This is a genomic window from Paenibacillus tuaregi (assembly GCF_900086655.1).
Classification (GTDB): Bacteria; Bacillota; Bacilli; order Paenibacillales; family Paenibacillaceae; genus Fontibacillus; species Fontibacillus tuaregi.
This window is the reverse complement of record NZ_LT575476.1, coordinates 1,128,567-1,153,631: the sequence shown is the minus strand read 5'-3', so window position 1 is coordinate 1,153,631 and position 25,065 is coordinate 1,128,567. Positions and strand designations below refer to the sequence as shown.

Below are 25,065 nucleotides of genomic sequence, written 5' to 3'. Positions count from 1 at the left end.
TTGTGTCTTAGATAAACAACCCTGCAACTGTAGCCGACAGCACACTTACCATAGTAGCTCCGTATAACAATTTAAGACCAAATCGTGCCACCACATTCCCCTGCTTCTCATGAAGCCCTTTTACCGCACCCGCGATAATTCCGATAGAGGAGAAGTTCGCAAAAGATACCAGGAATACGGATACAATTCCGACGGTATGTGCGGAAAGCGCCGTATGCTTGCCAAGGTCCAGCATCGCCACGAACTCGTTGGAGACCATCTTCGTTGCCATAATGCTTCCGGCCTCTACCGCTTCCTTCCACGGAACTCCCATTACAAAAGCAAACGGGGCGAACACATAACCGAGCAGCTCTTGGAACGAAATTCCCAAAATACCGCTGAAGATCCCATTAACCAGCGCAATCAGGGCTACGAAACCAATCAGCATGGCTGCAACGGTCGTTGCAACCTTGAAGCCGTCCATGATGTACTCTCCGAGCATTTCAAAGAACGACTGCTTCTCTTCCTCCTGCACCTCTAGAATATCCTCATCTTTGGACACCTCATAAGGGTTCAGAATAGAAGCAATGATGAATCCACCGAAGAGGTTGAGCACCAGGGCGGTCACCACATACTTGGGATTAATCATGGTCATATACGCACCCACGATCGACATGGAGACCGTAGACATGGCAGAAGCACACAGCGTATAGAGACGGTGCTTCGGCAGCATGCCGATTTGCTTTTTCACGGAAATAAATACCTCGGATTGTCCTAAAATCGCCGAAGCTACAGCGTTGTAGGATTCCAGTTTACCCATTCCATTTACTTTACTCAATATAAGTCCAATGTATTTAATGACAAAAGGAAGAACTCTCGTGTACTGCAAAATACCGATCAACGCCGAAATGAAGATGATGGGCAGCAGCACGGACAGGAAGAATGGAGCTTGTCCTTCATTTGCCAGACCGCCAAATACAAAGTTAACCCCTTCAGAAGCATAACTGAGCAGATTATCGAATACCGAAGCAAAACCTCCGATTAAGAATTCCCCTACACCCGTATTCAGCAGGATAAAAGCAAGCACCGCCTGCAGGACAATCATGATAACTAGCGGCCTGTAGCGAATCTTGCGCTTGTCATTGCTTGCGAGATAGGTAAGCAGAAATACAACCACAATCCCAATTAACGCAATTAAGTATTTCATGTAGTCTTTTCTCCTAACTCAATTTCGTATTTTCATTAAGCGCTTACAGCGTATTGAAAAAAGAAAAAATCCCGCAGGATTAATTCTTCTTATCCATATCCTCAGCCTGAAAGGCTCCAGGAAGGAGGCGTTCCATCGTCCACTCTTCTGTGTCACCATGAAGGTTAGTCAAATAAATCTTCGTATCTTGATCGCAAAATTCAGCCAGTACCTGACGGCAAGCCCCACACGGGGATACCGGACCCTCAGTGTCCGCAACGACTGCAATGGCTTCGATTTTCTTATGACCTTCGGATACTGCCTTGAAGATCGCCGTGCGTTCAGCACAGTTGGTCAGACCGAACGAAGCATTCTCGATGTTGCACCCACGATACACCTTTCCGTCCGTCAATACCGCGGCTCCGACTTGAAATTTCGAATAAGGCACATAGGCCGTCTTCCGTGCTTCAATCGCTTCATGAATCAACTGGTCTTTCATGGATAACTCCTCCTTCTTGGATAAACCTATCTTAATAAGAAGATGTAGACTGTCCGCCTTCCATGATCTTCACACCAGAGCTGGCTCCGATCCGGTTAGCGCCGGCTTCCACCATCTTGGTCATATCTTCAAGACTGCGTACGCCGCCGGATGCCTTAACCCCAACCGCATCTCCTACCGTGCGGCGCATTAAAGCCACATCTTCTGGAGTCGCTCCGCCTGTCGAGAAGCCAGTCGAAGTCTTCACAAAGTCCGCTCCGGCTTTGACCGCCAGCTCACATGCACGAACCTTCTCTTCATCTGTCAGAAGGCTGGTCTCAATAATAACCTTAACCAGTGCTTTGCCTGCTGCAGCATCAACCACAGCTCTGATGTCCCGTTCCACAAGCTCATCGTTGCGGTCCTTCAGAGCACCGATGTTGATGACCATATCCACTTCTCCGGCTCCGTTCTGAATCGCGTTGGAAGCTTCAAAGGCTTTGACTTCAGGTGTGTTAGCCCCTAACGGAAAACCGATAACTGTACATACCTTGACCGGAGTGCCTGCAAGCTGCTCAGCGCAGTAAGCAACCCAAGTTGGATTCACACATACCGAAACAAACTCATATTTCTTTGCTTCTTCTGTAAGCTTAGTAATCTCACTCTTCGTTGCATCCGCACGAAGCAGAGTATGATCGATTAATGCTGCAACATTCATATTGTTCACTCCTCAGAGAAAGTTGTCTAGACATTAGCTTGATTCATAGATATCTTACCACGCCATTGAACAAATGTAAACGTTATTATGAAATTATGTTCAAGTGTGATCTATATCCTAGTATTCACCCAAAAGAAACAAAAAAATCTGCCGCAGCAGGCGGCAGATTCATCATAATAACAAAGACTGGGCCGTGAATTGATCCGTAACCAAAATATTTGCATATCCCCCAATGAGGGCTGCACGGATCGCTTCAATCTTGCGGTGGCCTCCAGCCACAAGGATCGACTTCTCCTTGTTTCTTAAGTCCGGAAGATCAATGCCCACCGTGCGCTGGTTAATCTCTTCACTGATAATATTACCTTCTGTATCAAAAAATCTGGAGCAGATATCCCCCACGCCAGTTGATTCCAGCAGGTGCTGCTCCTCCTTGCTGAAATAACCCAGACGGAACAGCAGCGCATCACTCTTCACCGTTCCAACGGTAAATATGGCGATGTTCGCCTGCCTGCCGAGCTCGATAATCCTCTGGATATGCCGATCCTGCTCGACCATCTGCTTCACTGCAATATTGTCAAAGATGACCGGGAGCGGAAGATAACGGGCAGCGGTCTGATAGGCTTCAGCGAACAAATTCACGGTCTCCACCGCGTAGGTGTTGACGTGGGAATGGCTCACCCCGCCTTTCAGCTGGACAACCTCCACTCCCTTAACATGCTTCGGCTCAAGATTCTGTGCGACTGCGTACATGGTTGTTCCCCAGGTTACGCCAATGATATCCGTATCCTGAACGATGTCATGCAGATATTCAGCCGCACGCTTGCTGATGTGCTTCTGAATCTCCTGATACTCATTAAGCGGCGAGTAACTTACAAGCACATGATCCAGATTATACTTGGCCTTCAGGCGGTCCCCAAGCGTATCCAAATCCTCCAGAGGATCGATGATATCAATGCGCACATACCCCTGATCCTTGGCATGCTGCAGCAGCCTCGATATCGTAGGACGGGAGACGCCAAGCCTTGTTGCGATATCCTGCTGACTGTAATCAGATAGATAATAAAGCCTGGCGGCCTCAATACTCAGCCTTTGCTTCTCATCTTCCATGGGTCTCCCTCCATTTCATAAATGAGATTGATATTGTTAATCATTGAGTCCTTTTCCCTCTAAAATAAGTGGCATATATTTTTCAACCCTCGATTCCCGGGTTTTGGACTGCTTCGGACTAGCAAAATAAAGCAGGTAGGCTCTTTGCCGTCCCGGAGTCAGCGCTTCAAAGGCCGTTTTCAGGGCAGGGATTTCATCGAGTTTATTTTGAAATTCTTCAGGGATGGGATACTCCGAGTTCTTTTTATACTCTACCTCCAGCCCGGCTTTCTCAACTTCAATGGCTTCATGAATATAGGCTTTCAAGGTAGCTTCCATTTCAATGATTTCCTGAACAGTCGTGAACCGGATTTGGCGTCCCGCCTGCACATTCTCCGTTTGCTGGATCAGAATTCGCTCTGGGTCCTTTAACAGAACGCCTTTGTGGAACAGGAGGGCACAATATTCTTTAAATCCATGAATGATTACTATGTTCTTGTTCTCTAACGTGTAACAAGGATGCATCCACTTGAATTCCTCGGTCAGCTCACAGTCAAGAACAATTTGTCTTAACTTCTCATAAGCTTCTTTCCACTTCTTAGATTTCTTTATAAACTCATCAACCTTAGGATTCGTTCTGCTATTTGTCATGTAAGGAACGCCCCTCTTCAATTTTCAATCAGCTGGCAGCTATCGGTTTGGATAGCTTTTTTCCAAGTATACCACTAGCGTTCTTTTCTATTAAGGAATAAATATTAACTATATAAGTTGACCTATCGGGATTACACCGGTTTTACAAAGCTCTGAGAAAAGCCGCAAACTCCCGGCCCGCAGCCGTTACCGGCCTGTCTTTACGGTAGACCAGTGTGATCTCAGGCTCACGGATGGCATTGCCGGGGAGCGGGGCGGTCCGGATTCCTTCCGGAGCGGAGGGAAGCAGCAGCCCCCTCCGGGTATAGAAGGAAATCCCGGCCTTTGCCTGCACAGCAAGCTTCACCGCCTCCGGCGAATCCAGGCTTGCCGAGTTCCACAGGTTAACCTGGTTCGCAGAAGCCCATCGTTCAGAGAAACCCTTGATATAGGAGCCCTCGGCATGCTGAATGAACCTTTCCTGGGCGATCTGGTTAACCTCAATTTTTTTGAGCGCGGAGAAAGAATGCTCGTCAGGATAGATCAGTACCATCTCATCGCGGCCCAGCGGCTCACATTCCAGATGCTCTTCCTCTAAGGAACCGTCCGTATGCATTACGGCTAGATCAATTTCCGCACGCTGCAGCAGCTTCATGATCTCTGCGTCAGCCCTAACCCGGATATCCAGGTGAATGCCGGGGAATTTACGCATGAATCTCCCCGCCAACGCGGGAAGATAGGAGTTGCCCGGCAGCAGGCCCGCCCCAATGTGCAGCGTTCCTCTCTCCAGCGTATCAAAGTCAGCTACGATATTCATCGCTTCATCTGTTAGTGAGGTAATCCGCTGGGCATAGTAGAGCAGCGCCCTGCCCGCTTCGGTTAAGATAACTCGCCCGCGGCGTGAGTCGAATAGGACTGTACCGAGTTCCTCTTCCAGGCTCTTCATATGAAAAGTAACGGTGGGCTGCTTAAGCTTAAGCTCCCTCGCCACATCGGAGATTTTTTTATATTTGTCAATAAGAACGACAATTTTCAGCTTTACAATGTTCATACAATGCCTCCCTCACCTCCTCATAATAGCCAGTTATTTAAATAAAATCTATGGATACATCAATTTTTTATTTCATTTTTTATTTTTAACTTTACAAAGTTATGAATTTGGAATGATAGTTGGGTCCTATAATTTTACTTGTCGGGAACAAATTTCGACCAAAATTAATTCACTAGGGGAGAATACAAAACATGAAATTGAAGAAGTCGTTCCTTTTGACCCTCACGCTGGCTTTTGCCGTATCTCTGGCCGCTTGTGGCAACAAAGACAACAGCAGTGGAAGCACTACTACGGATACTACGAATAAACCAACCTCCGAAACCACAGCTCTCAGCGGTTCCATTCTAGCATCAGGCTCCACAGCCCTGCAGCCGCTTGTTGAACAAGTGGGTAAGAAGTTCATGGATAAGAACACTGGCGTTTCCATACAAGTTCAAGGCGGAGGCAGTGGTACCGGTCTGACTCAAGTGTCCGGCGGACAAGTTCAAATCGGGAACTCCGACGTATTCGCTTCCGAGAAAATGAAAGACGAAGCGGCAGCCAAAGAATTGGTAGATCACCAAGTAGCGGTAGTAGCTATCGCAGCAGTTACCAATCCTGAAGTAGGCGTAACAAATTTGACAAAGCAGCAGCTGGTGGATATTTTCACAGGTAAAATCACCAACTGGAAAGACGTTGGCGGTAAAGATCAAGCGATTGTAATTGTTAACCGTCCAAGCAGCTCCGGAACCCGCGCAACCTTTGAGAAGTTTGCACTTGGAACCAAGACTGAAGATTTGAAGGGCTCCATTCAAGAAGATTCCTCAGGAACCGTAAAGAAGCTTGTAACCGAAACTCCTGGTGCAATCGGATACCTCGCCCTGTCTTATCTGGATGATAAAGTGAAGGCTGTTCAATATGAAGGTGTAGATGCAACTGTAGATAATGTCGTGTCCGGTAAATATCCGGTATGGGCTTATGAGCACATGTACACCAAAGGTGAGCCGGATGCCACTACCAAGGCGTTCCTAGATTACTTCATGACTGACGAAGTTCAGAACGGCGACGTTGTGGAACTCGGTTACATCCCTGCATCCAAAATGCAAGTAAAACGTGACGAAGCAGGCAACGTAACGAAGTAATTTCACCACGGCAGCAAGGGCCATTAGACCAAGAGGCGGAAGATTACACTTCTGCCTCTATTTTCTCTTTAGAAAGGATAGAAGGACATAATGAAATCTAATCAGGATACCCCCCTTCTCCTGCGCAAGCACCGGACAGAGGAATGGATTGGACGGGGATATACAACCATATGTGTGCTCTTCCTCATCGTTATTATTATCTCCATTGTGTATTTTGTGGCCACTAAAGGCATCTCAACCTTTGCCATTGATCATGTAAGCTTGTCTGAGTTCCTTTTTGGAAGCACCTGGAGCCCTGATGATAACAAATTCGGTGCACTGCCATTTATTTATGGCTCCTTTCTGACCTCACTTCTCGCTGCGCTGATCGCAAGCCCCCTGAGCGTATGTGCCGCACTGTTCATGACTGAGATTGTTCCCAACTGGGGGAAAAAGGTGCTTCAGCCCGTAGTTGAGCTGCTGGCTGGTATCCCATCCGTTGTCTACGGCTTCATCGGCCTGAGTATTCTCGTTCCGTTCCTGCGGTCAACCTTTCCCGGGCAGGGGATTGGCGTTGCTGCCGGAGCCATCGTGTTGTCCATTATGATTCTGCCTACCATCACCAGTATTGCCACAGATGCGCTCAGCGCACTGCCCCGGAATTTAAAAGAAGCTTCCTACGGTCTGGGGGCCACCCGCTGGCAGACGATTTACGGCGTTATTCTGCCAACCGTGCTTCCGTCCGTTCTTACAGGGGTGGTGCTCGGTATGGCCCGGGCATTCGGTGAAGCATTGGCTGTACAAATGGTTATCGGGAACGCACCACATATCCCGACTTCCCTGTTCGAGTCAGCTTCTACGCTGACCAGTGTAATTACTCTAAATATGAGCAACACCGTAATGGGCTCGGTTCAAAACAACGCCCTATGGAGTATGGCTATGATTCTTATGCTGATGACCTTCGTCTTTGTCTTTGTCGTAAGGCTTCTCGAAAGGAGACATAAACTTTGAAACCGAAAGCCGCCGATAAGCTCGCAACCGGTATAATTGTTTTCTTCGCTCTGCTGATTGTTGCCGTACTTCTGGGCATGCTGGGCTTCATCCTGTTCAGGGGCCTGAGCCATATTGACTGGCACTTCCTGACTTCAGAACCACAGACTATCCGTGAAGGCGGCGGTATTGGACCGCAGCTCTTCAATTCCTTATATTTGCTTATCCTGACCATGATTATCACGATTCCACTTGGACTTGGGGCTGGGATCTACATGGCAGAGTATGCCAAGCCGAACCGTCTAACTGACGCCATCCGGCTCATTGTGGAAGTTCTGTCTTCCTTTCCGTCCATCGTTGTGGGCCTGTTTGGCCTCCTGGTTGTCGTACAGCAGTTCGACTTCGGGTTCTCCCTGTTCTCCGGGGCCATCGTGCTGACCATTTTTAATATGCCGCTGATGGTGCGCGTAACCGAGCAAGCCTTCCGCAGTGTTCCTAAGGAACAAAAAGAAGCCGGACTCGCCATGGGCTTGTCCAAATGGAAAATCATTACGTCCATCCTGTTCCCAGTCGCCCTGCCTATTATTGTGACAGGAACGATCCTGGCTGCAGGACGTGTATTTGGTGAGGCAGCGGCCCTGCTCTTTACCGCAGGCATGACCACACCACACATCAATTTCAGTGACTGGAATCCGCTGCACGCGGCTTCGCCACTGAATCCGTTCCGTCCGGCCGAGACGCTGGCCGTTCATATTTGGAAGGTAAACAGCGAAGGCCTTGCCCCGGACGCCATTCAGATTGCGGCGGGAGCTTCCGCCGTTCTGGTTATCATGGTCTTGGTGTTCAACCTGCTGGCCCGCTGGCTTGGAAGAGCCCTGTACCGCAAATTCACTTCGATTAAATAATTTTAAGTAATGGGAAGAGGAGACGGCTCATGACGGACACCTTACGAACTGAAAATCTTAAAGTCTATTACGGCGAACATGAAGCTGTAAAAGGCATTGATATGACCTTTGCCGAGCGAAGCGTGACGGCGCTGATCGGTCCATCCGGCTGCGGGAAGTCGACTTATCTTCGTTCCCTCAACCGGATGAACGATGAAATTCCCGGCTCCCGGCAGACAGGCAGCATCTGGATCGGGGATAAGGATATTAACTCCGCCGACACCGATGTAACGGTGCTCCGCCAGAAGATCGGAATGGTCTGGCAGCGGCCCAATCCTTTTTATAAGTCAATTTATGAGAATATCGCATTTGGCCCCAAATATCACGGGATTAAGAATAAGAAAGAACTGGATCGCATTGTAGAGGACAGTCTGCGTAAAGCCGCGCTGTGGGACGAGGTCAAAGACCGTCTGAACACCTCTGCGCTCGCGCTCTCCGGGGGGCAGCAGCAGAGATTGTGCATCGCGCGCGCCCTCTCGGTCAATCCGTCCATTCTGCTGCTGGATGAGCCTGCCTCCGCACTTGATCCGATCTCAACCGCCAAGATTGAAGAGACCATTGAGGAGCTTAAGAAATCACTCACCATCGTGATCGTAACCCATAACATGCAGCAGGCTGCACGGGTGTCCGACTTCACCGCCTACTTCTACCTTGGCAGCTTAGTGGAGTATAACGAGACCAGCATTATCTTTACGAACCCTGCCAAACCGAATACCCAGGAATATATTTCAGGGCGGTTCGGTTAAGCCGAAGATTCAACCTCGGGCCCTTAGCCAATCAGGCTCGACTTTAGCATATATTGAGGAAGCAGGCCCGTTTCATACGGGACCTGCTTCTTTGTTGTTACTCACTCTCTTATCTACATGTCTTTAATGCGGCTTATTCCAATTTTTATGATACAAGGCATACAGAGATCATTCTGCCACCTCGCAACAATATTAATACGCTATATAAAATGAACTAATGAAGTTTACCCTATTGGGGCGCTGCAATGCCGAGTGTTCTTTAAGGCCGCTGTTGTCTCCGAAATGCTTGAACTAAATATAGGGGCATTTCGGAGACAAAGGCGGACGCTCCACTTCTTCAGAATCACTCGGCCTCTCCGCTGAGATCGGTATATTCTAAAGTTCATTTTATATAAAAAAGCCTAAGCGGTATACCCGCCTAGGCTTTCTCATGTCCCTCGTGTTTGGGAACCAGGTTATAAATCTCTCCACTCTCCAGCGTATCGATCAGGCGATCCAGCCACATATAATACTCGGTGGCCTCCCTCATCTTGCGCTGGTCCCCCAGGAGAATCTTCTTCACATTCTCATCCTCTGTCCGGGAAATCCATTTTCCCAACTCGTCAATGGAACGCTTGAGAATGTTTAAATTTGTCTCGACCGCTTTACGCCATTTGATAGCAAAGAAGTCATTAAAGGTCTGATACCAATCATATTCGACCTCATACAGGTCTTTACGTGAACCCTTCTCCCAGACCTTGTTCACCATCTTCAGGTCCAGCAGCGTTCGCACCCCCGTGCTCATACTGGTCTTGCTCATCTTCATCTCATGGCCCATCTCATCGAGTGTCATTGGCTTGTCCGCAAAAAACAGCAGGCCGTATAAATGACCGGTCGATAAGGTAACCCCGTATAAGTCCATATTTCTTCCTATCGCTTCAATTACACGTTTACGAACTCTCATCAACTCGGATTGTTCTTGTTCACTAAGCTGGTCCAAGCCCATGCTTGCAGCCTCCTATTTAACCTTTGTCCTCTTATGTATCCATCTTAGAAAAAGCGTCTCTAAATGTAAAGAAACAGGCAAAGGAGCATATGGGAGCATTATGGAGGATTTTCGACATTTGTTTTGTACAGTTTTTCCTGTACGTTCCGTATGTACAGATTTAAGGGTTGATTAGAATGTCATATTATTGTTAGACTAAGACCTACAGAACAAGAGGGGTGAGTTTTTTTGGAAAATACAATTCTTGAGGTGCGGAATGTCAGCAAATTGTTCGGCCCAAATGCCCAGCAAGGCATTCAGCTATTAGAGAAAGGGCATACCAAAGAACAACTGGCCCGCGAGAAACAAATAACCGTGGGTGTTAACCGGGTTAGCCTGGATATTCGCCAAGGCGAAATTTTTGTCATTATGGGACTGTCCGGCAGCGGCAAATCCACGTTGGTTCGGATGTTGAATCGTCTGATTGAGCCATCGTCCGGTGAAATTCTGATCCATGGCAAGGATCTGCGCAAAATGAACAAAGCCCAGCTCCGCGAGGTGCGGCGTAAACAGATCAGCATGGTGTTTCAGAAATTTGCGCTGTTTCCACACCGGACTGTGCTACAAAATGTGGAATACGGAATGGAGATCCAGCAGGTTGACAAAGAGCAGCGCCGGGTTAAAGCGGAGCATGCGCTTGAACTGGTCGGCCTGAAGGGTTGGGGGGCCAAGATGCCCGATGAGCTCAGTGGAGGCATGCAGCAGCGGGTGGGTCTAGCCCGGGCGCTTGCGAACGATCCCGAAATTTTGCTCATGGATGAGGCATTTAGCGCACTGGACCCTCTGATCCGCCGGGATATGCAGGATGAGCTTCTGGAGCTGCAGGAGAAAATGAAAAAAACGATCGTGTTCATCACACACGATCTGGATGAGGCGCTGCGCATCGGAGACCGTATCGCTCTTATGAAGGATGGGGCTCTTGTGCAGCTGGGAACTCCGGAGGAGATGCTCACGCAGCCTGCTAACCGTTACGTTGAACGGTTTATTGAAGACGTGGACCTGTCCAAGGTACTAACGGCTGCACATGTCATGATACGTCCTGAAACCGTAACTCTAGACAGAGGGCCGCGGGTTGCATTACAGCTTATGCGGGAGAGAGGGATCTCCAACCTGTTTGTCATTGACCGGGCTAAACGGCTGCTCGGTGTTATTACAGCGGAGGATGCCTCTTCTGCCATGAAATCCGGAACCGGGCTATCTGAGATACTGATCAAGGATGGACCGGAAGTCAGCCCGGATACCCTGCTCGGCGACTTGTTCGAGGTCACCAGTTCCTCGAAGGTGCCGCTTGCCGTCGTTGATGAGAACCGACGCTTGCTCGGAGTCATTGTACGGGGAGCCGTACTAGGAGCACTCGCCGGGGATACCAAAAGCTTGGGGGGTGAGGAATGATGATGCCGAAAATTCCTCTTGCGGATTGGATCGAAGCTCTGGTCAACTGGATGGGGGATCATCTAGGAGCCCTGTTTGACGCCATCTCCACTGTGATTCAGCATGTGGTTGCATTCTTTTCAGGCCTATTCCTGCTGCCGCATCCTCTGCTATTCATCGTTATCCTTGGTATACTTGCTTATGCCATCGGCAAGGTTCCACTTACGCTGTTTACCGTGATCGGCTTCCTGCTGATTGATAACTTAGGATACTGGACCCAAACCATGGATACCCTGGGACTTGTGATCACCTCTGGGCTGATCTCGATCATTCTTGGGATTCCCCTGGGCATATGGAGTGCATACAGCAGAACCACGCACCGTATTCTCTCACCCATTCTGGACTTCATGCAGACCATGCCGGCCTTCGTCTATCTGCTTCCGGCGGTTACTTTCTTCAGTCTGGGTGTAGTGCCCGGTGTTATTGCTTCGGTTATCTTTGCGATTCCCCCAACCATAAGAATGACTTATCTGGGGATTAAACAGGTATCTGCAGAACTGACGGAAGCTGCCGAAGCCTTTGGTTCCACAACATGGCAGAAACTGTTCAAGGTGGACCTGCCTCTGGCGATGCCAACGATGATGGCTGGAATTAACCAGACCATTATGCTCAGTCTGTCCATGGTTGTCATTGCTTCCATGATTGGTGCCCAAGGCATCGGGGCGGAAGTCTACCGGGCGGTAGCTCAGCTTAAGATTGGCCAAGGATTTGAGGCCGGCCTTGCTGTAGTCGTGCTGGCCATTGTGCTGGACCGCTTCTCACAGAATCTGTTCAAGACAGGGCGCCGCAAAGCGGCAGCTCAAAGGCAGCCGCGCCGCCGCCTCGCTTATGCCGTATCACTTGCTCTGGTCATTATTGTTGGAGGCATTGCTCAATACCTGCTGCTTCCTTCCGGGACATCGGCGGACGCCAATCAAGGCGGACAGGTTGCCAGCCAGTTCCACAACCAGATCATTGGGATAGATCCTGGTTCAGGCATTATGAAATCTACCGCCAAAGCGATCCAGGATTACAATCTTAAGGATTGGAAGCTGATTGAAGGCTCCAGTACTGCCATGACGGCTATGCTGGATAAGGCAATCAAGAATAAGGAGCCGATTATCGTAACCGGCTGGACTCCTCACTGGATGTTCACGAAATACGATTTGAAATACTTGGATGATCCGAAGAAAACTTACGGTGAAGCGGAAGAAATTCATACGCTTGCCCGCAAGGGGCTCAAGCAGGATGAGCCAACCGCTTATACTTTCCTCGACCGGTTCAGTTGGACCGCGGACGAGATGGGTGAGATTATGGCAGCCATCCAAGAAGGCGAAAGCCCGGAATCAGCTGCCAAGAACTGGGCCGTTAAGCATTCAGACCGGGTACAGGAATGGACCCAGGGGCTTAACAAGGTGAATGGGCATAAGCTCACCCTCAGCTATGTGGCTTGGGATTCTGAAATTGCAAGCACCAACCTGCTTAAATACATCCTTGAGGAGGACCTTGGCTACAAGGTCAATGCCCTTCAGGTGGAAGCAGGCCCGATGTGGACCGGGGTTGCCAGTGGGGATGTAGATGCCACCGCTTCGGCCTGGCTTCCGCTGACCCATGCAGACTACTGGAACAAGTATAAAGGGGATCTGATTGATCTCGGTCCCAACATGACCCATGTACGCACCGGGCTTGTTGTTCCTGCTTATGTAGATCTTAAATCCATCGAAGACCTGAATAAATAGAAGTAAACGCGATAAGCCCCCAATTCCCAGCAAGGGATTGGGGGCTTTCTGGTGTACTTATATAAATTGAACTGCTGATTTACTCCCAGTAGTGCAGCCGCGTGAAATGTTCTTACGATCGCTGTTGCTCTCAGATTTCTTAAATTATATTTATAAGGTGGAAATCCGTTCACAAAGGCGAACGCTTCGCTTCTCCAGAATCATTTCACACTCTTGCCTGTGGGTCAATTCTCAAATTCACTTATATAGTTAGAATAATTTTTTTAACGCCAGCGACTGCTCTATTAATTCCTTAAATGCTTTCACTTGTATTGGCTTCGTAATATAATGCGCAAATCCAGCCTGCTTGCCCTTCTCCACATCCCCTTTCTGGGCATAGGAGCTTACGGCCAGGACGGGAATATCCCTGGTCTCTTGGCGTTCCCTGAGGAGCTTTAGAGCTTGGTATCCGTCCATACCGGGCAGCTGAATATCCATCAGAATCATATCCGGCTGTTTACTAACAGCAAGTTCAATTCCTTCTTCGGCATTTGGCACGCCGATGAGATCAACTTGCGGAATCTTTTTGAATATATGGTGCATTAGAGCCATGTTAAGCTCGTTATCTTCAATATATAGAATCGTATAGCTCGATGATTCCATGACCTCACTCCTTATTAGATAAGCATCTACCTTGGCTGTTACCATGGAATATACTTTTAGGAAGAACAGCTTTACCTCAAAATGTAAAAAAGCCAAAAAAGGAGTTGAGTACTCCTTCTTTGGCTTATGTTCAGCTCATTCTCATGTCTGACCCATTACAACCTATGTATGTTATTTAAATGTATACAGAATCACACTCCGGTCATTCGAAAAGTCCCAATCTACATAGAAGTCAGAAATTTTCTTACCTAGAGCCTGCTCAAAACCTATATTCTGCTCCAAATACCGCTTCTCCAGCTTGCGCTTGGTTGACTTTAAAATATGTTCATATCCCATATCAATGAATTCTTTCTCTATCAGAATCAGGATGCCTTCTCTGACGACAATCAACGTCTTTGGCCCCATCCACCAAGAATCAATATGGACAGGCTCTTTCTGTACCTTGCCGCTGACCTGGATCACATGATCATGCACGCTCTTCTGTCCTGGGTAGGATTCCGACTTTTCCGTGTGCCGTTCGAACAAGCCCACAATCATGCCTGTCGCATTATGCAATCCCCAATCATAGTACATCTCCTGAACCTCAAGTGTCAGCTCGTTCTTCAAATAAGCGGACAATTCGGGCAGCAGAGACTTCATCAGGAGCTCCCGGGTATATCGCAGCGCCTGCTCTTCTTGCTTATCCAGCAGAAATTGTTCAACCGGACTGATAAAGTTTCGGATATGTATGGCAATACCATGGGAATCCACAGATACATTGACAGACTCAGGACCCTTGCCGAAGCGGTTCCTGAGAAGCTTGCCTGTATAGCTTGCTATAAGTGTTGACTTTTCTTTTACAGTCATTTTACCACACCTTTTATAGATACTAAATATTTATACTAAAATTTAGGTAATATAATTCCCCGGGTACAGAACCACCACATCTTATACCTTGCAAATAGAAGGTGGTTACTTGCTAATTAAACCAACTGCTTACTTGCTGAAACCACTTACGGATTTCTTTCCGAGGACAGGCTGTACAGCCAGAATACGATCCACTCGAAAGGCACGCGGCTGCCCGCTCCTTAAACATTTTGCCCGAACAAGCCCGCATCGAATCCCATGCACCTCAATGTGGCGCTGCGTAATAGATCCGGCTCTGTCGATATATATTATTTCCACTTGTTCACCAACATATTTACGCACAAGCTGCTCCATAACCGATCACTCCAATAAGAACATTTGTTTGTATTATATACGATCGTTTGTTCGCTTATCAACATCAAAATGTTGGCATTTGTTTACCCGGATTAACTTTCTGCCGCATATGCAAATCTGTTTCTCTAGACCCACACGATTTCCATTTGCTATCATAACTTACAACTTAGCAGCAAAGGAGAAGCAGATGACTGACATTTCTGAAATGAAAGAAGGGGAAAAAGGGGCATGGTTAAGTATTTTCGCTTACATTGCTCTATCAGGGATAAAGGTCACTTTTGGTTATTTATATAGTTCAGAGGCACTTTTGGCTGATGGTATAAATAACATGACAGACATTGTTGCATCTATTGCCGTACTAGTTGGTCTTCGGATATCCCAAAAGCCGCCGGATGAGGATCATCCCTATGGGCATTTTCGGGCCGAAACGGTAGCCTCCCTAATCGCTTCATTTATCATGGCTGCAGTAGGTATACAAGTATTGATTCAAACCATTCAATCCTTGTGGCATGGAAAAGAGTCCTCCCCTGATATTGTAACTGCTTGGGTGGCTTTGTTCAGTGCCGCTTGTATGGCCTTTGTGTATTTATATAACCGCAAACTGGCAAAAAAGGTGAACAGCCTGGCTCTGATGTCAGCCGCAGCGGATAATCGGTCTGATGCTCTTGTCAGCATAGGAGCTGCAATTGGCATTTTTGGAACTCAATTCGGGCTGCCTTGGCTTGATCCCGTTGGTGCTATTATAGTTGGATTAATTATCTGTAAAACAGCTTGGGGAATATTTAAAGAGGCCACTCATTCTTTAACCGACGGATTTGACCGTTCTAAACTGCTGAATTTAACCGAGATTATTGAAAAAACAAAAGGTGTAAAATCAGTCAAGGATATTAAAGCGCGGTTTTACGGCAGTAAAGTCATTGTAGATCTTGTAGTACTAGTTGACGAGAACTTGTCACTTGTAGAAGGGCATCAGATTAGCGATGAAATTGAACGGAGTATGACCAAAAAACATAACATTATGAATGTTCATGTTCATGTAGAGCCTTATTCGGAAAATAGCGAGTAGCAGATTATTCAATATTTCTGATTCGCTTCTGTGTGATTTTTATGTTGATTTAACATTAAAAGAGGGGTGGTACCTCCATTTTACCAAAGAGCGGTTTCTTTTTGTTGTACAAAAAAATGAGAGGGCGCCCCTCAGTCAGTTAATGACTTTTAGAACACCCTCCTTTCTACTTTATTTTTTTCTAGTTAATCAAATCTGATTTTTGTAACAGCCGCTCAATGATTGCTGCAACATCCGCCCGGGAAATGTACCCTTTTGGCGCCAACTGGGTGCCATTCCAGTTCTGATACAAGATAATTCGGAGAAGGACCACAGCTTCGCTATACAGCTGGCATTCGTCCATATCAATGCTGTATGGCAGTTAGCTTAGTAAAAAGCCGGCAGCCAGTCGCCGTGGGCTTCAATCAAATCATCACACAGAGCTACGATATCATCGATGGACAATTCTGCTGCTGTATGTGGATCGAGCATCGCAGCATGATAAATGTGTTCCCGGCGTTTGGTCACGGCCGCTTCAATAGTCAGAAGCTGAGTGTTGATATTGGTACGATTCAGCGCCGCCAGCTGAGGGGGAAGGTCACCTATATACGTTGGTGATATTCCGCTTCTGTCCACAAGACAAGGTACTTCTACACAGGCCTCTTGTGGCAGATTCGTAATCAAACCGTTGTTCAGAACATTCCCGCCAATCTTGAAAGGTATATTCGTCTCGATGGCCTCCAAGATATATGAAGCATATTCGTGAGTCCGCTCGTGCTCCAGATTCACATTCCCAACCAGCTCATCCCTCATCCGGGTCCAGCCCTTAATCTGCTCGACACAACGGCGCGGGTATTCATCGAGTGGAATATTGAATTTATCGATAAGTTCCGGATAATTCTTCTTGATAAAATAAGGGTGATATTCCGCATTATGTTCGGAGGATTCCGTGACATAATAACCGAATTTCAGCATAAGTTCGAATCTTACCATGTCATTATGCTTGCCTTCCCTCTGCTTCTCCAGTGCTCTGCGCTTAATTTCCGGATACAGGTCCACACCGTCCCGGGATGCCTCGAGCAGCCAGGCCATATGATTAATCCCCGCAATACGTGTCTTGACTCCTGTCGTGTCCATACCTAAAGTCTCAAATAGACGTGGTACACATACCTGAACACTGTGGCATAACCCGACGGAGTTCACTCCTTCGTAACGACTCATGTAATTGGTCAGTACGGCCATGGGATTCGTATAATTCAGGAAGAGGGCATCCGGACATGCCTCGCGGATATCCACCGCAAACTGCTCAAGCACCGGGATCGTCCGCAGATTACGAAAGATCCCCCCTATCCCCACAGTATCGGCAATCGTCTGACGAAGTCCATATTTCTTCGGAATTTCAAAATCCGTGATTGTGCAGGGATCATATCCGCCTACCTGAATCGCGTTAATGATATACTTGGCCCCGCGCAGCGCTTCCTTCCGGTCGGAATATGCCTTAATGCGGCAGCGGCTTCCTGACGTTGTACGAATGTTGTTCAGCATCGTCTCCGAATCCCGGAGCCGCTCAGGATTAATATCGAACAGAGCAATTTCGAAATCTTGCAGAGCCGGAGTGAGCATGCAATCTCCGAGAACATTTTTTGCAAAAACTGTACTTCCTGCGCCTAAAAATACGATTTTATCCATATTGCTTCAGCCTCCTAAACAACGTCAACATGTCTTGATAACGCTTTCTATGTACTTAACTATAAAACACTAATGATCCGTTGGGCATGGAACATTGCCATCAACATATGGACATTTGTCGTTTGAAAGAGGCGGCTAACCAGATCTTTCACCCTCCATATTTCAAAAATGTGCCCATGACATTCGAAGAAACTTAGCTGGTTTGGCGGCTCTTTTTAGAGCTGTTGCTAGCGCTGCAGGCACTCAAAAAGAACGATGAGCATGGATAGAGTCATAACCATGTCGAACCACTTTTTAAACATTTCTTCATCCTCCTTGATGATTGTACGAACTCAGGCCGTTTCGAGTGCTGATATAACGTGATTTCATCGCCCATGAATCAATTATCTTATTTATTGATAACGCTTTCCATGTATTTTACTATAGAATACAAATAACGATAGATACCGGAATATTACCATCAACATATGGGTATTTGACATAAGGAATGGCTCAATTGGAGACAAGTAGCCTACTAATTTGATGACAGGGGCTGAACAACTCATGGAGACTCCGGAACATTATGAGTACAGGGTAGAGATTAACCCCTATCCTTATAAGAATGAGCTGAATGTAATGTTTGTTGGTGCTGCTAGACCTTATCCACTTCATCAGATTGGGCCTGCTGTCCATGATTATATTCTGATTCATAGCGTGGACCAGGGTGAGGGGACATTTGAATGGGAAGGGCATACATACCGCATCGGTCAGGGAGATACATTCGTTATTTTTCCAGGGGGATTATTCAGTTATCAATCCGATGAGAATGAACCTTGGTCATACCGCTGGATCGCTATACAAGGACAAAATGCGCTGGAACTGCTTGCCACGATCGGAATTACGCCGTCCAACCCCGTGATAGGAGGTGCCGATGCTGTAAATTTAGCCTACATATACGAACAAGCTGAGCAAAGTCTGGGAAAGCGGTCGGGAGAAATTTTAACGGGTCTGGAAGCTGGCGGCTGGCTCCGTCTCCTTCTAGCCGAATTCGCTCGCCAGAACACGGATAAAATTCCTGCCTCAGCACGAATATTGACAGAATCAGAACGCGTAGTCGAACAAGCCGTCAAATGGTTCCGTACTCAATATATGCTGCCTGTATCCATTGGACAACTGGCCGCTTCTCTTGGGTATCACCGAACACATTTTACGAAGATATTTAGACAGATTACCAGCCTTTCCCCTATGCAGTATGTCCAGCGTATCCGTATAGAAAGGGCTAAGGAGTTGCTTCATACTAGTCTAACTGTGGAGCAGGTGGCAGCTTCCTGCGGCTTTCAAGACCCGTTATATTTCTCAAGACAGTTCAAGAGCAGTACCGGGCAGTCGCCAACCCAATTTAGAGATCAATTGAGAACGATACAGGTAAAATAGCCCACACATCCTGCTGTAGGCTATCACGAAGTAATGAAACTTTAAGTGTAATTTTTCCTCATATATGCAGGGCTTTAAAAGCCGCTCAATATACAAGAAGCCAAGCCCCTTTTCAAAAGAGTTCTTGGCTGCTTTTGAGCAACAATATAAACAAGGAGTACTGGGATAACAGAGATTGTCCTGCCGACCATCATCAATGCCCAGTCCGCTACATAGAGACCTTTGAAAGAATCAGGCAAAATAATACTCCAGGATGAGGGACCCACTCCAGCGGCAAGAGAAAAAATTTGCGACAGCTCATATCATAATCATTTGCGCAATTCTTTCGAATTGAAGTTGAACTTCTTATCAACAAATAGCCCGAGAGTTGTTATCTAAACGTCACCAAAACCAAGAAAAAAAAGCCTCTCAAAAGTTTTCACAACTCCTGAGAGGCTTATGATTTGTTTCTTATGTGGTCATAAATTGATCAAACCCCATGTAACTTACCCAACAGCTCCTGTTGTACAAGGGTTTTTAAACCCTTTATTACATCATGCCGCCCATGCCGCCCATGTCAGGCATAGCTGGTTTTTCTGGTTCTGGCTTATCAGCGATCACGGCTTCAGTTGTCAGGAACAGGCCTGCAACAGATGCAGCGTGCTGCAGTGCGGAGCGGGTAACCTTGGCAGGGTCAACGATACCTGCTTCGATCATGTTCACCCATTCGCCAGTAGCTGCATTGTAACCTACGCCGATTTGCTCTTTCTTCAGGCGCTCAACGATTACGGAGCCTTCTTCACCAGCATTAGCTGCGATGGTGCGAATTGGCTCTTCCAGAGCGCGAAGCACGATGTTCACACCTGTCTTCTCGTCGCCAGTTACGTTAACAGCGGAAACCGCGTTATAAACGTTCACAAGCGCTGTACCCCCACCGGATACGATACCTTCTTCAACCGCAGCGCGGGTTGCGTTCAGGGCATCCTCGATGCGAAGCTTGCGTTCTTTCAGCTCAGTTTCAGTAGCTGCACCGACTTTGATTACCGCTACGCCGCCAGCCAGTTTAGCCAGGCGCTCTTGCAGTTTCTCTTTGTCGAACTCGGAAGTGGTTTCTTCGAGTTGAGCACGGATTTGGCTTACGCGAGCTGCGATATCGTTCTTGTCTCCGCTTCCGTCCACGATCGTTGTAGCTTCTTTGGTTACGCGCACTTGACGGGCGTTACCGAGCTGCTCGATGCTTGTGCTCTTCAGATCAAGACCAAGCTTCTCAGTGATCACTTGACCACCAGTCAGAGCAGCGATGTCTTGCAGCATAGCTTCACGACGGTCGCCGAAGCCAGGAGCCTTAACCGCTACCGCGTTGAATGTGCCGCGAAGTTTGTTCACGATCAGCATAGCTTGAGCTTCGCCTTCGATATCTTCAGCGATGATCACAAGCGGACGGGCTTGTTGAACGATCTTCTCAAGCACTGGCAGAATTTCTTGAGTGCTGCTGATCTTCTTATCTGTAATGAGGATGTACGGATTATCCAGTACAGCTTCCATTTTGTCAGTGTCGGTGATCATATAAGGGGAGATGTATCCGCGGTCGAACTGCATACCTTCAACCACTTCAAGCTCAGTCGCGAATCCACGGGATTCTTCAACAGTGATAACACCGTCTTTGCCAACTTTCTCCATAGCTTCAGCGATCAGTTCGCCCACTTCTTCGTCAGCCGCAGAGATTGCAGCTACTTGAGCGATAGACTGCTTGCCTTCAATCGTTTTGGAGATCTTTTGCAGCTCTTCTACAGCCGCGCGAACCGCTTTGTCGATCCCTTTGCGCAGGCCGATTGGGCTTGCACCTGCAGTTACGTTCTTCAGACCTTCACGGATCAAGGCTTGAGCAAGAACGGTAGCTGTAGTTGTACCATCACCGGCTACATCGTTAGTCTTGGTAGCTACTTCTTTAACGAGCTGTGCACCCATGTTCTCGAACGCATCTTCAAGTTCGATTTCCTTGGCGATCGTCACACCGTCATTCGTGATGAGCGGGCTTCCGAATTTCTTCTCCAGCACCACGTTGCGTCCTTTTGGACCGAGGGTTACTTTTACCGCATTTGCCAAAGCGTCAACCCCGCGAAGCATAGCGCGGCGAGCGTCTTCACTGAATTTAATGTCTTTTGCCATTGTTCAAAAACCTCCCTGATATATTGGTAATACGGTTCATACCGTATTCATCGTGCAAATCTGGACTGCGTATATTCAAGTTCAGGATTTGGCTGACTTAGCCGATAACTGCGTGAATGTCGCTTTCTTTCATAATCAAATATTCTTTGCCTTCATACTTAAGCTCTGTTCCTGCATATTTGGAGAACAGAACCACATCGCCCACTTTCACTTCAAGAGCTACATGGACACCATCTTTCACAGAACCGCTGCCTACAGCAATAACTTTGCCTTCCTGCGGCTTCTCCTTGGCAGTGTCCGGGAGCACAATCCCGAAAGAGGTTGTTTCGTTTTGTTCAATCGGTTCTACCAATACGCGTTCACCCAAAGGTCTGATCATGAAAAATAGCCTCCTTAAATTAGTTATGTTGGTTTTGCTGAATACTCTATGTTTGTTTTGTTAGCACTCAACTTCGTGTAGTGCTAACAGCCAACTTTATAATACTCAAACTCGCGTAAGATTTCAAGTCCCTGCGACCATTTTTTTCTTGGACACGCCTCTTTCATCCTATCCCTTCCACAGCTTAAATATTCCTTTTATATAGAGGAATTCGCAAAAAAGCCCCTTGGCTCATAAGCTTTGGAAGCTACGAGCCAGGGGCTTGCATAATTAAAGATCATATTCAGCTTTCCGCAGCGCCTCGGCAGCCTGCTGTTTGCGATACAGCCTGCCCGACAGCATAACGCTGAACTCATACAGCAGAATCATCGGAACCAGCACCAGGAACGCTGAGAAGAAGTCCGGCGGCGTAATCATAACCGAAACGACGACCAGCGCGAAATACGCAACCCGGCGCATCTTCTTCAGACGTTTGGGATTAAGCAGCCGTATCTGCGTCAGAAACAGCACTACGATCGGCAGCTCAAACAGCAGCGAGATCGGCAGGATAATATTCATCATGAACTTGAAATAATCCGCGATCCCGTAGGTCTCAACCAATCCGAGCTGCTTATTTAGACTGGTGGTGAAGGACATCGCCAGCGGGAACACCACGAAATAACCAAACGCGACACCAGCCAAAAAGCAAATAAACACAAAAGGGATATATTTCAGTGTGGCCCGGCGCTCCTTCGGCTTAAGTCCAGGGCTCACAAACGCCCAAATCTGATATATGGTAAACGGCAGTGTCACCGCAAGGGCAACAATCAAGGCCAGCTTCATGTACACATTGACCCCGTCCCAGAAAGAGAAGGCGTTCAGCTTCAGTTCCAATCCCTTAGGTCCTTGTACGGTCAAATAATCATATACCGGGTGCGCCACAAAAAAACCGCCGACAAGCACCACAGCAAACAGCAGCAGCGTGACGAACAAGCGCTTGCGAAGCTCCGCCAAATGATCAACTACCGACATTCCTTCCTGTTCCTCAGGCATTTAACGCCGCCCTCCTGTCTATCTTCAGCATAACCAGACAAAATAAAAGCACCTCCCGGTGCCGGTTCACGAGGTCTTTAGGTTCCTCCCCTTTTATAGGAAGCAGCCATTCCCGCGGTCTAACTCCTACTAGCTCCTGCTCAAATATACGAGCCTTAAGAAGGTACTAATAAAATGAACTTATGAAGGTTACACACCTCTAGGACGCACCGCTTCTTCAGAATCACTCGGCCTCTCTCCTGAGATCAAGTTAATTCTAAAGTTCATTTTATATCATAAAGAAGTCTTGAAAAAAACTCCTTCCTTCGGGAAGGAGTCTATTATTCCGGAAGTCTGCGCTCTGCAGGCTGTGTCTGAGCTTGCTCCACAGGCTTCACGGGCGCAGCCTCAACCTTCTTCACCTGCGGCTCGTCATCATCACTCACGATATCCCGTGTTGCCTCTTTAAATTCACGGAAGGTACGGCCCACCGCCCGTCCCAGATCCGGCAGCTTGTTCGGCCCGAACAGCAGCAGGGCTGCAATAATGATTATAATAATAGCTGACATCAGACTAGTTCCTCCGTTCTGTCCTTATGTCCACATCATATCATAAGTAAAAACTATGTGACAGGTCTAAGCAAGCATCCGCTATAACCGGAACTGGCCTGTCACCATCAGCAGCGCATCCGGCAGCTGGCCCATAATAGCTGCCAGATTCTCATGAACCCCTTTGGGCGTACCCGGCAGGTTCACAATCAAGGTTCGGCCCCGAATGCCTACAACGCCGCGGAACAGCATTGCCGCAGGGTTCTTCTGCATCGCTCTCGCCCGCATGGCTTCCGCCATGCCCGGCACCTCCCGCTCAATAATGCGCCGTGTTGCTTCAGGCGTCACGTCTCTGGCTGCCAGCTCGGTGCCGCCGGTGGTCAGCACCAGGTTCGCCTGGAAATAGTCCGTCATCTCAATGAGAGCGGCAATAATTTCATCCTGTTCGTCAGGAACGATGCGGTATTCCACAATTTCTCCGCCCAGTTCTTCCTCGACCAGTTCCCGGATAACCTGGGCGCTCGTATCTTCACGTTCGCCTCTGGCTCCCTTGTCGCTAGCCGTCAAGATCGCTGTTTTCCATACCATGAAGTCACCCTCCTTATCCGAATTGGAACATTTATCTGTCTATACCCCGAGGTTATAATCGCCGCTCTTCCCGCCAGTCTTGGACTTTAAAAGAGTCGGGCCAATAATCATATCTTTCTGCAGCGCCTTGCACATATCATATACCGTCAGAGCAGCTGCCGACACGCAAGTGAGCGCCTCCATCTCGACCCCGGTCTTGCCTTCGGTCTTCACTGAAGCCTCTATATATAACTCATCATGTCCGTTATCAGAGAACATAAGATTCACACCTGTCAATGGCAGCGGGTGGCACATCGGAATCCAGTCTGAAGTCCGCTTAGCCGCCTGAATTCCAGCAACCTGGGCTACAGCGAGGACATCACCCTTGCCTACCTTGCCCTCCTTGATGGCTAGCAAAGTCGAAGGCAGCATCGTGACCTTCGTAACCGCCACCGCTGTCCGGGCCGTGACCGCTTTCTCCGAGATATCGACCATTCTTGCCCGGCCCTGTTCATTGAAGTGGGTCATTTTTGCCTGATCTGATGCAGAATCCGTCAATATTCTCCCAACCTTTTATCTTCATTTATGCTTCAAACCGCTTGCGCAATCCGTATCACACCGTCAGCTGTAAAGAGCAGGTCCAACTTAAAATCATGCATCTCCATCGGAACCTCGGGAACCAGCTGCTCCTGCAAGGCGAGTGCCGCCAGCACTGGCTTACGTACCCCCTGCAATTGCCGCGTAAGCTGTTCCATAAACCGGTCGTAATAACCGGCCCCAAAGCCGATTCTTCCGCCTTTCCGATCATAAGCAAGTCCCGGAACGAGAACCAGATCAATCTCCTGGTACTGTTCAACCGGCCAAACCGGAAGGTGATCTTCAGGCTCAGGAATCCCCCAAGAACCTGGTGAATAATCGCGTTCGCTCTTAATCTCATGCAGACTCATTGAAGACTTCCCCGTTATACGTGGAATAAGAACACGGTCTCCATGGTGCCAGCAGCTTCGAATCAAAGGCAGGGTAGAGGGCTCGTCCCGAAAAGACAGATAGCTGAACACCACAAGTCTCCCGCCTGGCTTGTCCGCCCGAAGCCGGGATAGCAGCTGCTCCTCGGCCAGGAGGCTTGCTGACTCAGCCTGCTTAGTTCTGGAGATTTCGGGAACAGCCTCACGGATGCGAAGCATGCGCTCACGAAGCTCTCTTTTTAATTCAGGTATATCCAAGTTCGTAGCACCTGTCTTTCGAAATGCTTAGGTTGACGCCGGTCCGCAAGGAAAATTTCATTCATGCGCCAAATATCTCCCTTTAGTTTATCACTGTTCCGCCAAAATGAAAACTTGAA

General features: G+C 48.0%; 26 protein-coding genes. 8 read left to right on the top strand and 18 right to left on the bottom strand.

All coding sequences use genetic code 11. The features are described 5' to 3' along the window. Window positions 1-7: 7 nt before the first annotated feature. From BN6628_RS05260 to BN6628_RS05235, 6 genes are all read right to left on the bottom strand, one after another. Window positions 8-1,186 (bottom strand): NupC/NupG family nucleoside CNT transporter, encoded by a 1,179-nt coding sequence (locus BN6628_RS05260; protein WP_068615267.1) that lies wholly within the window; start codon window positions 1,184-1,186, stop codon window positions 8-10. 79 nt (window positions 1,187-1,265) lie between these two features. After that, window positions 1,266-1,694, bottom strand: a complete 429-nt coding sequence (locus tag BN6628_RS05255) for a cytidine deaminase (protein WP_262363163.1) — start codon at window positions 1,692-1,694, stop codon at window positions 1,266-1,268. Between the two features lies 1 nt (window position 1,695). Then, complete coding sequence (deoC, locus tag BN6628_RS05250) at window positions 1,696-2,361, bottom strand: deoxyribose-phosphate aldolase (RefSeq protein WP_068615261.1); 666 nt, start codon at window positions 2,359-2,361, stop codon at window positions 1,696-1,698. A 171-nt stretch (window positions 2,362-2,532) separates the two neighbouring features. Then, the gene (locus tag BN6628_RS05245) at window positions 2,533-3,468 is read right to left on the bottom strand and encodes a sugar-binding transcriptional regulator (RefSeq protein WP_068615259.1); all 936 of its coding nucleotides are present in this window, start codon (window positions 3,466-3,468) and stop codon (window positions 2,533-2,535) included. 36 nt (window positions 3,469-3,504) lie between these two features. After that, complete coding sequence (locus BN6628_RS05240; RefSeq protein WP_068615256.1) at window positions 3,505-4,098, bottom strand: YdeI/OmpD-associated family protein; 594 nt, start codon at window positions 4,096-4,098, stop codon at window positions 3,505-3,507. A 142-nt stretch (window positions 4,099-4,240) separates the two neighbouring features. Further along, a complete protein-coding gene (locus BN6628_RS05235) occupies window positions 4,241-5,128 on the bottom strand; it encodes a LysR family transcriptional regulator (RefSeq protein WP_068615253.1) in 888 nt (295 codons plus the stop codon). 191 nt (window positions 5,129-5,319) lie between these two features. Between BN6628_RS05235 and BN6628_RS05230 the strand changes: the two genes are divergently transcribed. From BN6628_RS05230 to pstB, 4 genes are all read left to right on the top strand, one after another. Further along, window positions 5,320-6,249: a phosphate ABC transporter substrate-binding protein gene (locus BN6628_RS05230; protein ID WP_068615250.1), complete on the top strand. Its 930-nt coding sequence runs from the start codon at window positions 5,320-5,322 to the stop codon at window positions 6,247-6,249. A gap of 90 nt (window positions 6,250-6,339) precedes the next feature. Continuing rightward, the gene (gene pstC / locus BN6628_RS05225) at window positions 6,340-7,239 is read left to right on the top strand and encodes a phosphate ABC transporter permease subunit PstC (RefSeq protein WP_068615248.1); all 900 of its coding nucleotides are present in this window, start codon (window positions 6,340-6,342) and stop codon (window positions 7,237-7,239) included. Then, window positions 7,236-8,123, top strand: coding sequence for a phosphate ABC transporter permease PstA (pstA, locus tag BN6628_RS05220; RefSeq protein ID WP_068615245.1), 888 nt, complete (start codon window positions 7,236-7,238; stop codon window positions 8,121-8,123). The genes pstC and pstA overlap by 4 nt, the downstream gene beginning before the upstream one ends. A gap of 29 nt (window positions 8,124-8,152) precedes the next feature. After that, window positions 8,153-8,908 (top strand): phosphate ABC transporter ATP-binding protein PstB, encoded by a 756-nt coding sequence (gene pstB, locus BN6628_RS05215; RefSeq protein ID WP_082926805.1) that lies wholly within the window; start codon window positions 8,153-8,155, stop codon window positions 8,906-8,908. Window positions 8,909-9,326: 418 nt separating this feature from the next. On the opposite strand, the gene BN6628_RS05210 is transcribed toward pstB, so the two are convergent. Beyond that, complete coding sequence (locus BN6628_RS05210) at window positions 9,327-9,893, bottom strand: GbsR/MarR family transcriptional regulator (RefSeq protein ID WP_068615239.1); 567 nt, start codon at window positions 9,891-9,893, stop codon at window positions 9,327-9,329. Between the two features lie 228 nt (window positions 9,894-10,121). Here BN6628_RS05210 and BN6628_RS05205 point away from each other — a divergent pair, with 228 nt between their 5' ends. Both BN6628_RS05205 and BN6628_RS05200 read left to right on the top strand, forming a co-directional pair. Beyond that, on the top strand, window positions 10,122-11,324 hold the full coding sequence (locus BN6628_RS05205) for a quaternary amine ABC transporter ATP-binding protein (RefSeq protein ID WP_068615236.1): 1,203 nt from the start codon (window positions 10,122-10,124) through the stop codon (window positions 11,322-11,324). Further along, a complete protein-coding gene (locus BN6628_RS05200) occupies window positions 11,324-13,081 on the top strand; it encodes a glycine betaine ABC transporter substrate-binding protein (protein WP_068622010.1) in 1,758 nt (585 codons plus the stop codon). Before BN6628_RS05205 ends, BN6628_RS05200 begins: the two co-directional genes overlap by 1 nt. A 249-nt stretch (window positions 13,082-13,330) precedes the next feature. Here the strand turns inward: BN6628_RS05200 and BN6628_RS05195 are convergent, their stop codons facing one another. The 3 genes from BN6628_RS05195 to BN6628_RS05185 all read right to left on the bottom strand — a co-directional run bounded on the left by BN6628_RS05195 (window position 13,331) and on the right by BN6628_RS05185 (window position 14,923). Beyond that, complete coding sequence (locus BN6628_RS05195; RefSeq protein WP_157692459.1) at window positions 13,331-13,723, bottom strand: response regulator; 393 nt, start codon at window positions 13,721-13,723, stop codon at window positions 13,331-13,333. A 171-nt stretch (window positions 13,724-13,894) separates the two neighbouring features. Then, entirely contained in the window at window positions 13,895-14,569 is a 675-nt protein-coding gene (locus tag BN6628_RS05190; protein WP_068615230.1) for a Na-translocating system protein MpsC family protein, read from the bottom strand. Between the two features lie 129 nt (window positions 14,570-14,698). Next, on the bottom strand, window positions 14,699-14,923 hold the full coding sequence (locus BN6628_RS05185; RefSeq protein ID WP_068615226.1) for a hypothetical protein: 225 nt from the start codon (window positions 14,921-14,923) through the stop codon (window positions 14,699-14,701). A gap of 187 nt (window positions 14,924-15,110) precedes the next feature. On the opposite strand from BN6628_RS05185, the gene BN6628_RS05180 reads away from it, so the two are divergent. Next, the gene (locus BN6628_RS05180) at window positions 15,111-15,989 is read left to right on the top strand and encodes a cation diffusion facilitator family transporter (RefSeq protein WP_068615223.1); all 879 of its coding nucleotides are present in this window, start codon (window positions 15,111-15,113) and stop codon (window positions 15,987-15,989) included. 366 nt (window positions 15,990-16,355) lie between these two features. Here the strand turns inward: BN6628_RS05180 and melA are convergent, their stop codons facing one another. Beyond that, complete coding sequence (gene melA / locus BN6628_RS05175) at window positions 16,356-17,657, bottom strand: alpha-glucosidase/alpha-galactosidase (protein WP_068615220.1); 1,302 nt, start codon at window positions 17,655-17,657, stop codon at window positions 16,356-16,358. A gap of 543 nt (window positions 17,658-18,200) precedes the next feature. Here melA and BN6628_RS05170 point away from each other — a divergent pair. Next, on the top strand, window positions 18,201-19,070 hold the full coding sequence (locus BN6628_RS05170) for an AraC family transcriptional regulator (protein WP_068615217.1): 870 nt from the start codon (window positions 18,201-18,203) through the stop codon (window positions 19,068-19,070). A gap of 528 nt (window positions 19,071-19,598) precedes the next feature. On the opposite strand, the gene groL is transcribed toward BN6628_RS05170, so the two are convergent. The 7 genes from groL to BN6628_RS05135 all read right to left on the bottom strand — a co-directional run bounded on the left by groL (window position 19,599) and on the right by BN6628_RS05135 (window position 24,946). Beyond that, window positions 19,599-21,218, bottom strand: coding sequence for a chaperonin GroEL (groL, locus tag BN6628_RS05165; RefSeq protein ID WP_068615214.1), 1,620 nt, complete (start codon window positions 21,216-21,218; stop codon window positions 19,599-19,601). A gap of 97 nt (window positions 21,219-21,315) precedes the next feature. Next, window positions 21,316-21,597: a co-chaperone GroES gene (groES, locus tag BN6628_RS05160; protein ID WP_068615212.1), complete on the bottom strand. Its 282-nt coding sequence runs from the start codon at window positions 21,595-21,597 to the stop codon at window positions 21,316-21,318. A 270-nt stretch (window positions 21,598-21,867) separates the two neighbouring features. After that, entirely contained in the window at window positions 21,868-22,629 is a 762-nt protein-coding gene (gene tatC, locus BN6628_RS05155) for a twin-arginine translocase subunit TatC (RefSeq protein ID WP_068615210.1), read from the bottom strand. A 320-nt stretch (window positions 22,630-22,949) separates the two neighbouring features. Continuing rightward, entirely contained in the window at window positions 22,950-23,177 is a 228-nt protein-coding gene (tatA, locus tag BN6628_RS05150) for a twin-arginine translocase TatA/TatE family subunit (RefSeq protein ID WP_068615207.1), read from the bottom strand. 81 nt (window positions 23,178-23,258) lie between these two features. Continuing rightward, the gene (locus BN6628_RS05145; protein WP_068615203.1) at window positions 23,259-23,744 is read right to left on the bottom strand and encodes a MogA/MoaB family molybdenum cofactor biosynthesis protein; all 486 of its coding nucleotides are present in this window, start codon (window positions 23,742-23,744) and stop codon (window positions 23,259-23,261) included. Window positions 23,745-23,783: 39 nt separating this feature from the next. Further along, window positions 23,784-24,251, bottom strand: a complete 468-nt coding sequence (moaC, locus tag BN6628_RS05140; RefSeq protein ID WP_068615200.1) for a cyclic pyranopterin monophosphate synthase MoaC — start codon at window positions 24,249-24,251, stop codon at window positions 23,784-23,786. Window positions 24,252-24,313: 62 nt separating this feature from the next. After that, window positions 24,314-24,946, bottom strand: coding sequence for a 5-formyltetrahydrofolate cyclo-ligase (locus BN6628_RS05135; protein ID WP_068615197.1), 633 nt, complete (start codon window positions 24,944-24,946; stop codon window positions 24,314-24,316). Between the last annotated feature and the right edge of the window lie 119 nt (window positions 24,947-25,065).

Coding starts and splice junctions, on each gene's coding strand:
- pstB (WP_082926805.1), top strand. CDS start 8,153: ATGACGGACACCTTACGAACTGAAAATCTTAAAGTCTATTACGGCGAA.
- moaC (WP_068615200.1), bottom strand. CDS start 24,251: ATGACCCACTTCAATGAACAGGGCCGGGCAAGAATGGTCGATATCTCG.
- tatA (WP_068615207.1), bottom strand. CDS start 23,177: ATGTCAGCTATTATTATAATCATTATTGCAGCCCTGCTGCTGTTCGGG.
- melA (WP_068615220.1), bottom strand. CDS start 17,657: ATGGATAAAATCGTATTTTTAGGCGCAGGAAGTACAGTTTTTGCAAAA.
- BN6628_RS05195 (WP_157692459.1), bottom strand. CDS start 13,723: ATGGAATCATCGAGCTATACGATTCTATATATTGAAGATAACGAGCTT.
- BN6628_RS05235 (WP_068615253.1), bottom strand. CDS start 5,128: ATGAACATTGTAAAGCTGAAAATTGTCGTTCTTATTGACAAATATAAA.
- BN6628_RS05240 (WP_068615256.1), bottom strand. CDS start 4,098: ATGACAAATAGCAGAACGAATCCTAAGGTTGATGAGTTTATAAAGAAA.
- BN6628_RS05230 (WP_068615250.1), top strand. CDS start 5,320: ATGAAATTGAAGAAGTCGTTCCTTTTGACCCTCACGCTGGCTTTTGCC.
- deoC (WP_068615261.1), bottom strand. CDS start 2,361: ATGAATGTTGCAGCATTAATCGATCATACTCTGCTTCGTGCGGATGCA.
- groES (WP_068615212.1), bottom strand. CDS start 21,597: ATGATCAGACCTTTGGGTGAACGCGTATTGGTAGAACCGATTGAACAA.
- pstC (WP_068615248.1), top strand. CDS start 6,340: ATGAAATCTAATCAGGATACCCCCCTTCTCCTGCGCAAGCACCGGACA.
- groL (WP_068615214.1), bottom strand. CDS start 21,218: ATGGCAAAAGACATTAAATTCAGTGAAGACGCTCGCCGCGCTATGCTT.
- BN6628_RS05245 (WP_068615259.1), bottom strand. CDS start 3,468: ATGGAAGATGAGAAGCAAAGGCTGAGTATTGAGGCCGCCAGGCTTTAT.
- BN6628_RS05180 (WP_068615223.1), top strand. CDS start 15,111: ATGACTGACATTTCTGAAATGAAAGAAGGGGAAAAAGGGGCATGGTTA.
- BN6628_RS05145 (WP_068615203.1), bottom strand. CDS start 23,744: ATGGTATGGAAAACAGCGATCTTGACGGCTAGCGACAAGGGAGCCAGA.
- tatC (WP_068615210.1), bottom strand. CDS start 22,629: ATGCCTGAGGAACAGGAAGGAATGTCGGTAGTTGATCATTTGGCGGAG.
- BN6628_RS05190 (WP_068615230.1), bottom strand. CDS start 14,569: ATGACTGTAAAAGAAAAGTCAACACTTATAGCAAGCTATACAGGCAAG.
- BN6628_RS05210 (WP_068615239.1), bottom strand. CDS start 9,893: ATGGGCTTGGACCAGCTTAGTGAACAAGAACAATCCGAGTTGATGAGA.
- BN6628_RS05170 (WP_068615217.1), top strand. CDS start 18,201: ATGGAGACTCCGGAACATTATGAGTACAGGGTAGAGATTAACCCCTAT.
- BN6628_RS05200 (WP_068622010.1), top strand. CDS start 11,324: ATGATGCCGAAAATTCCTCTTGCGGATTGGATCGAAGCTCTGGTCAAC.
- BN6628_RS05185 (WP_068615226.1), bottom strand. CDS start 14,923: ATGGAGCAGCTTGTGCGTAAATATGTTGGTGAACAAGTGGAAATAATA.
- BN6628_RS05260 (WP_068615267.1), bottom strand. CDS start 1,186: ATGAAATACTTAATTGCGTTAATTGGGATTGTGGTTGTATTTCTGCTT.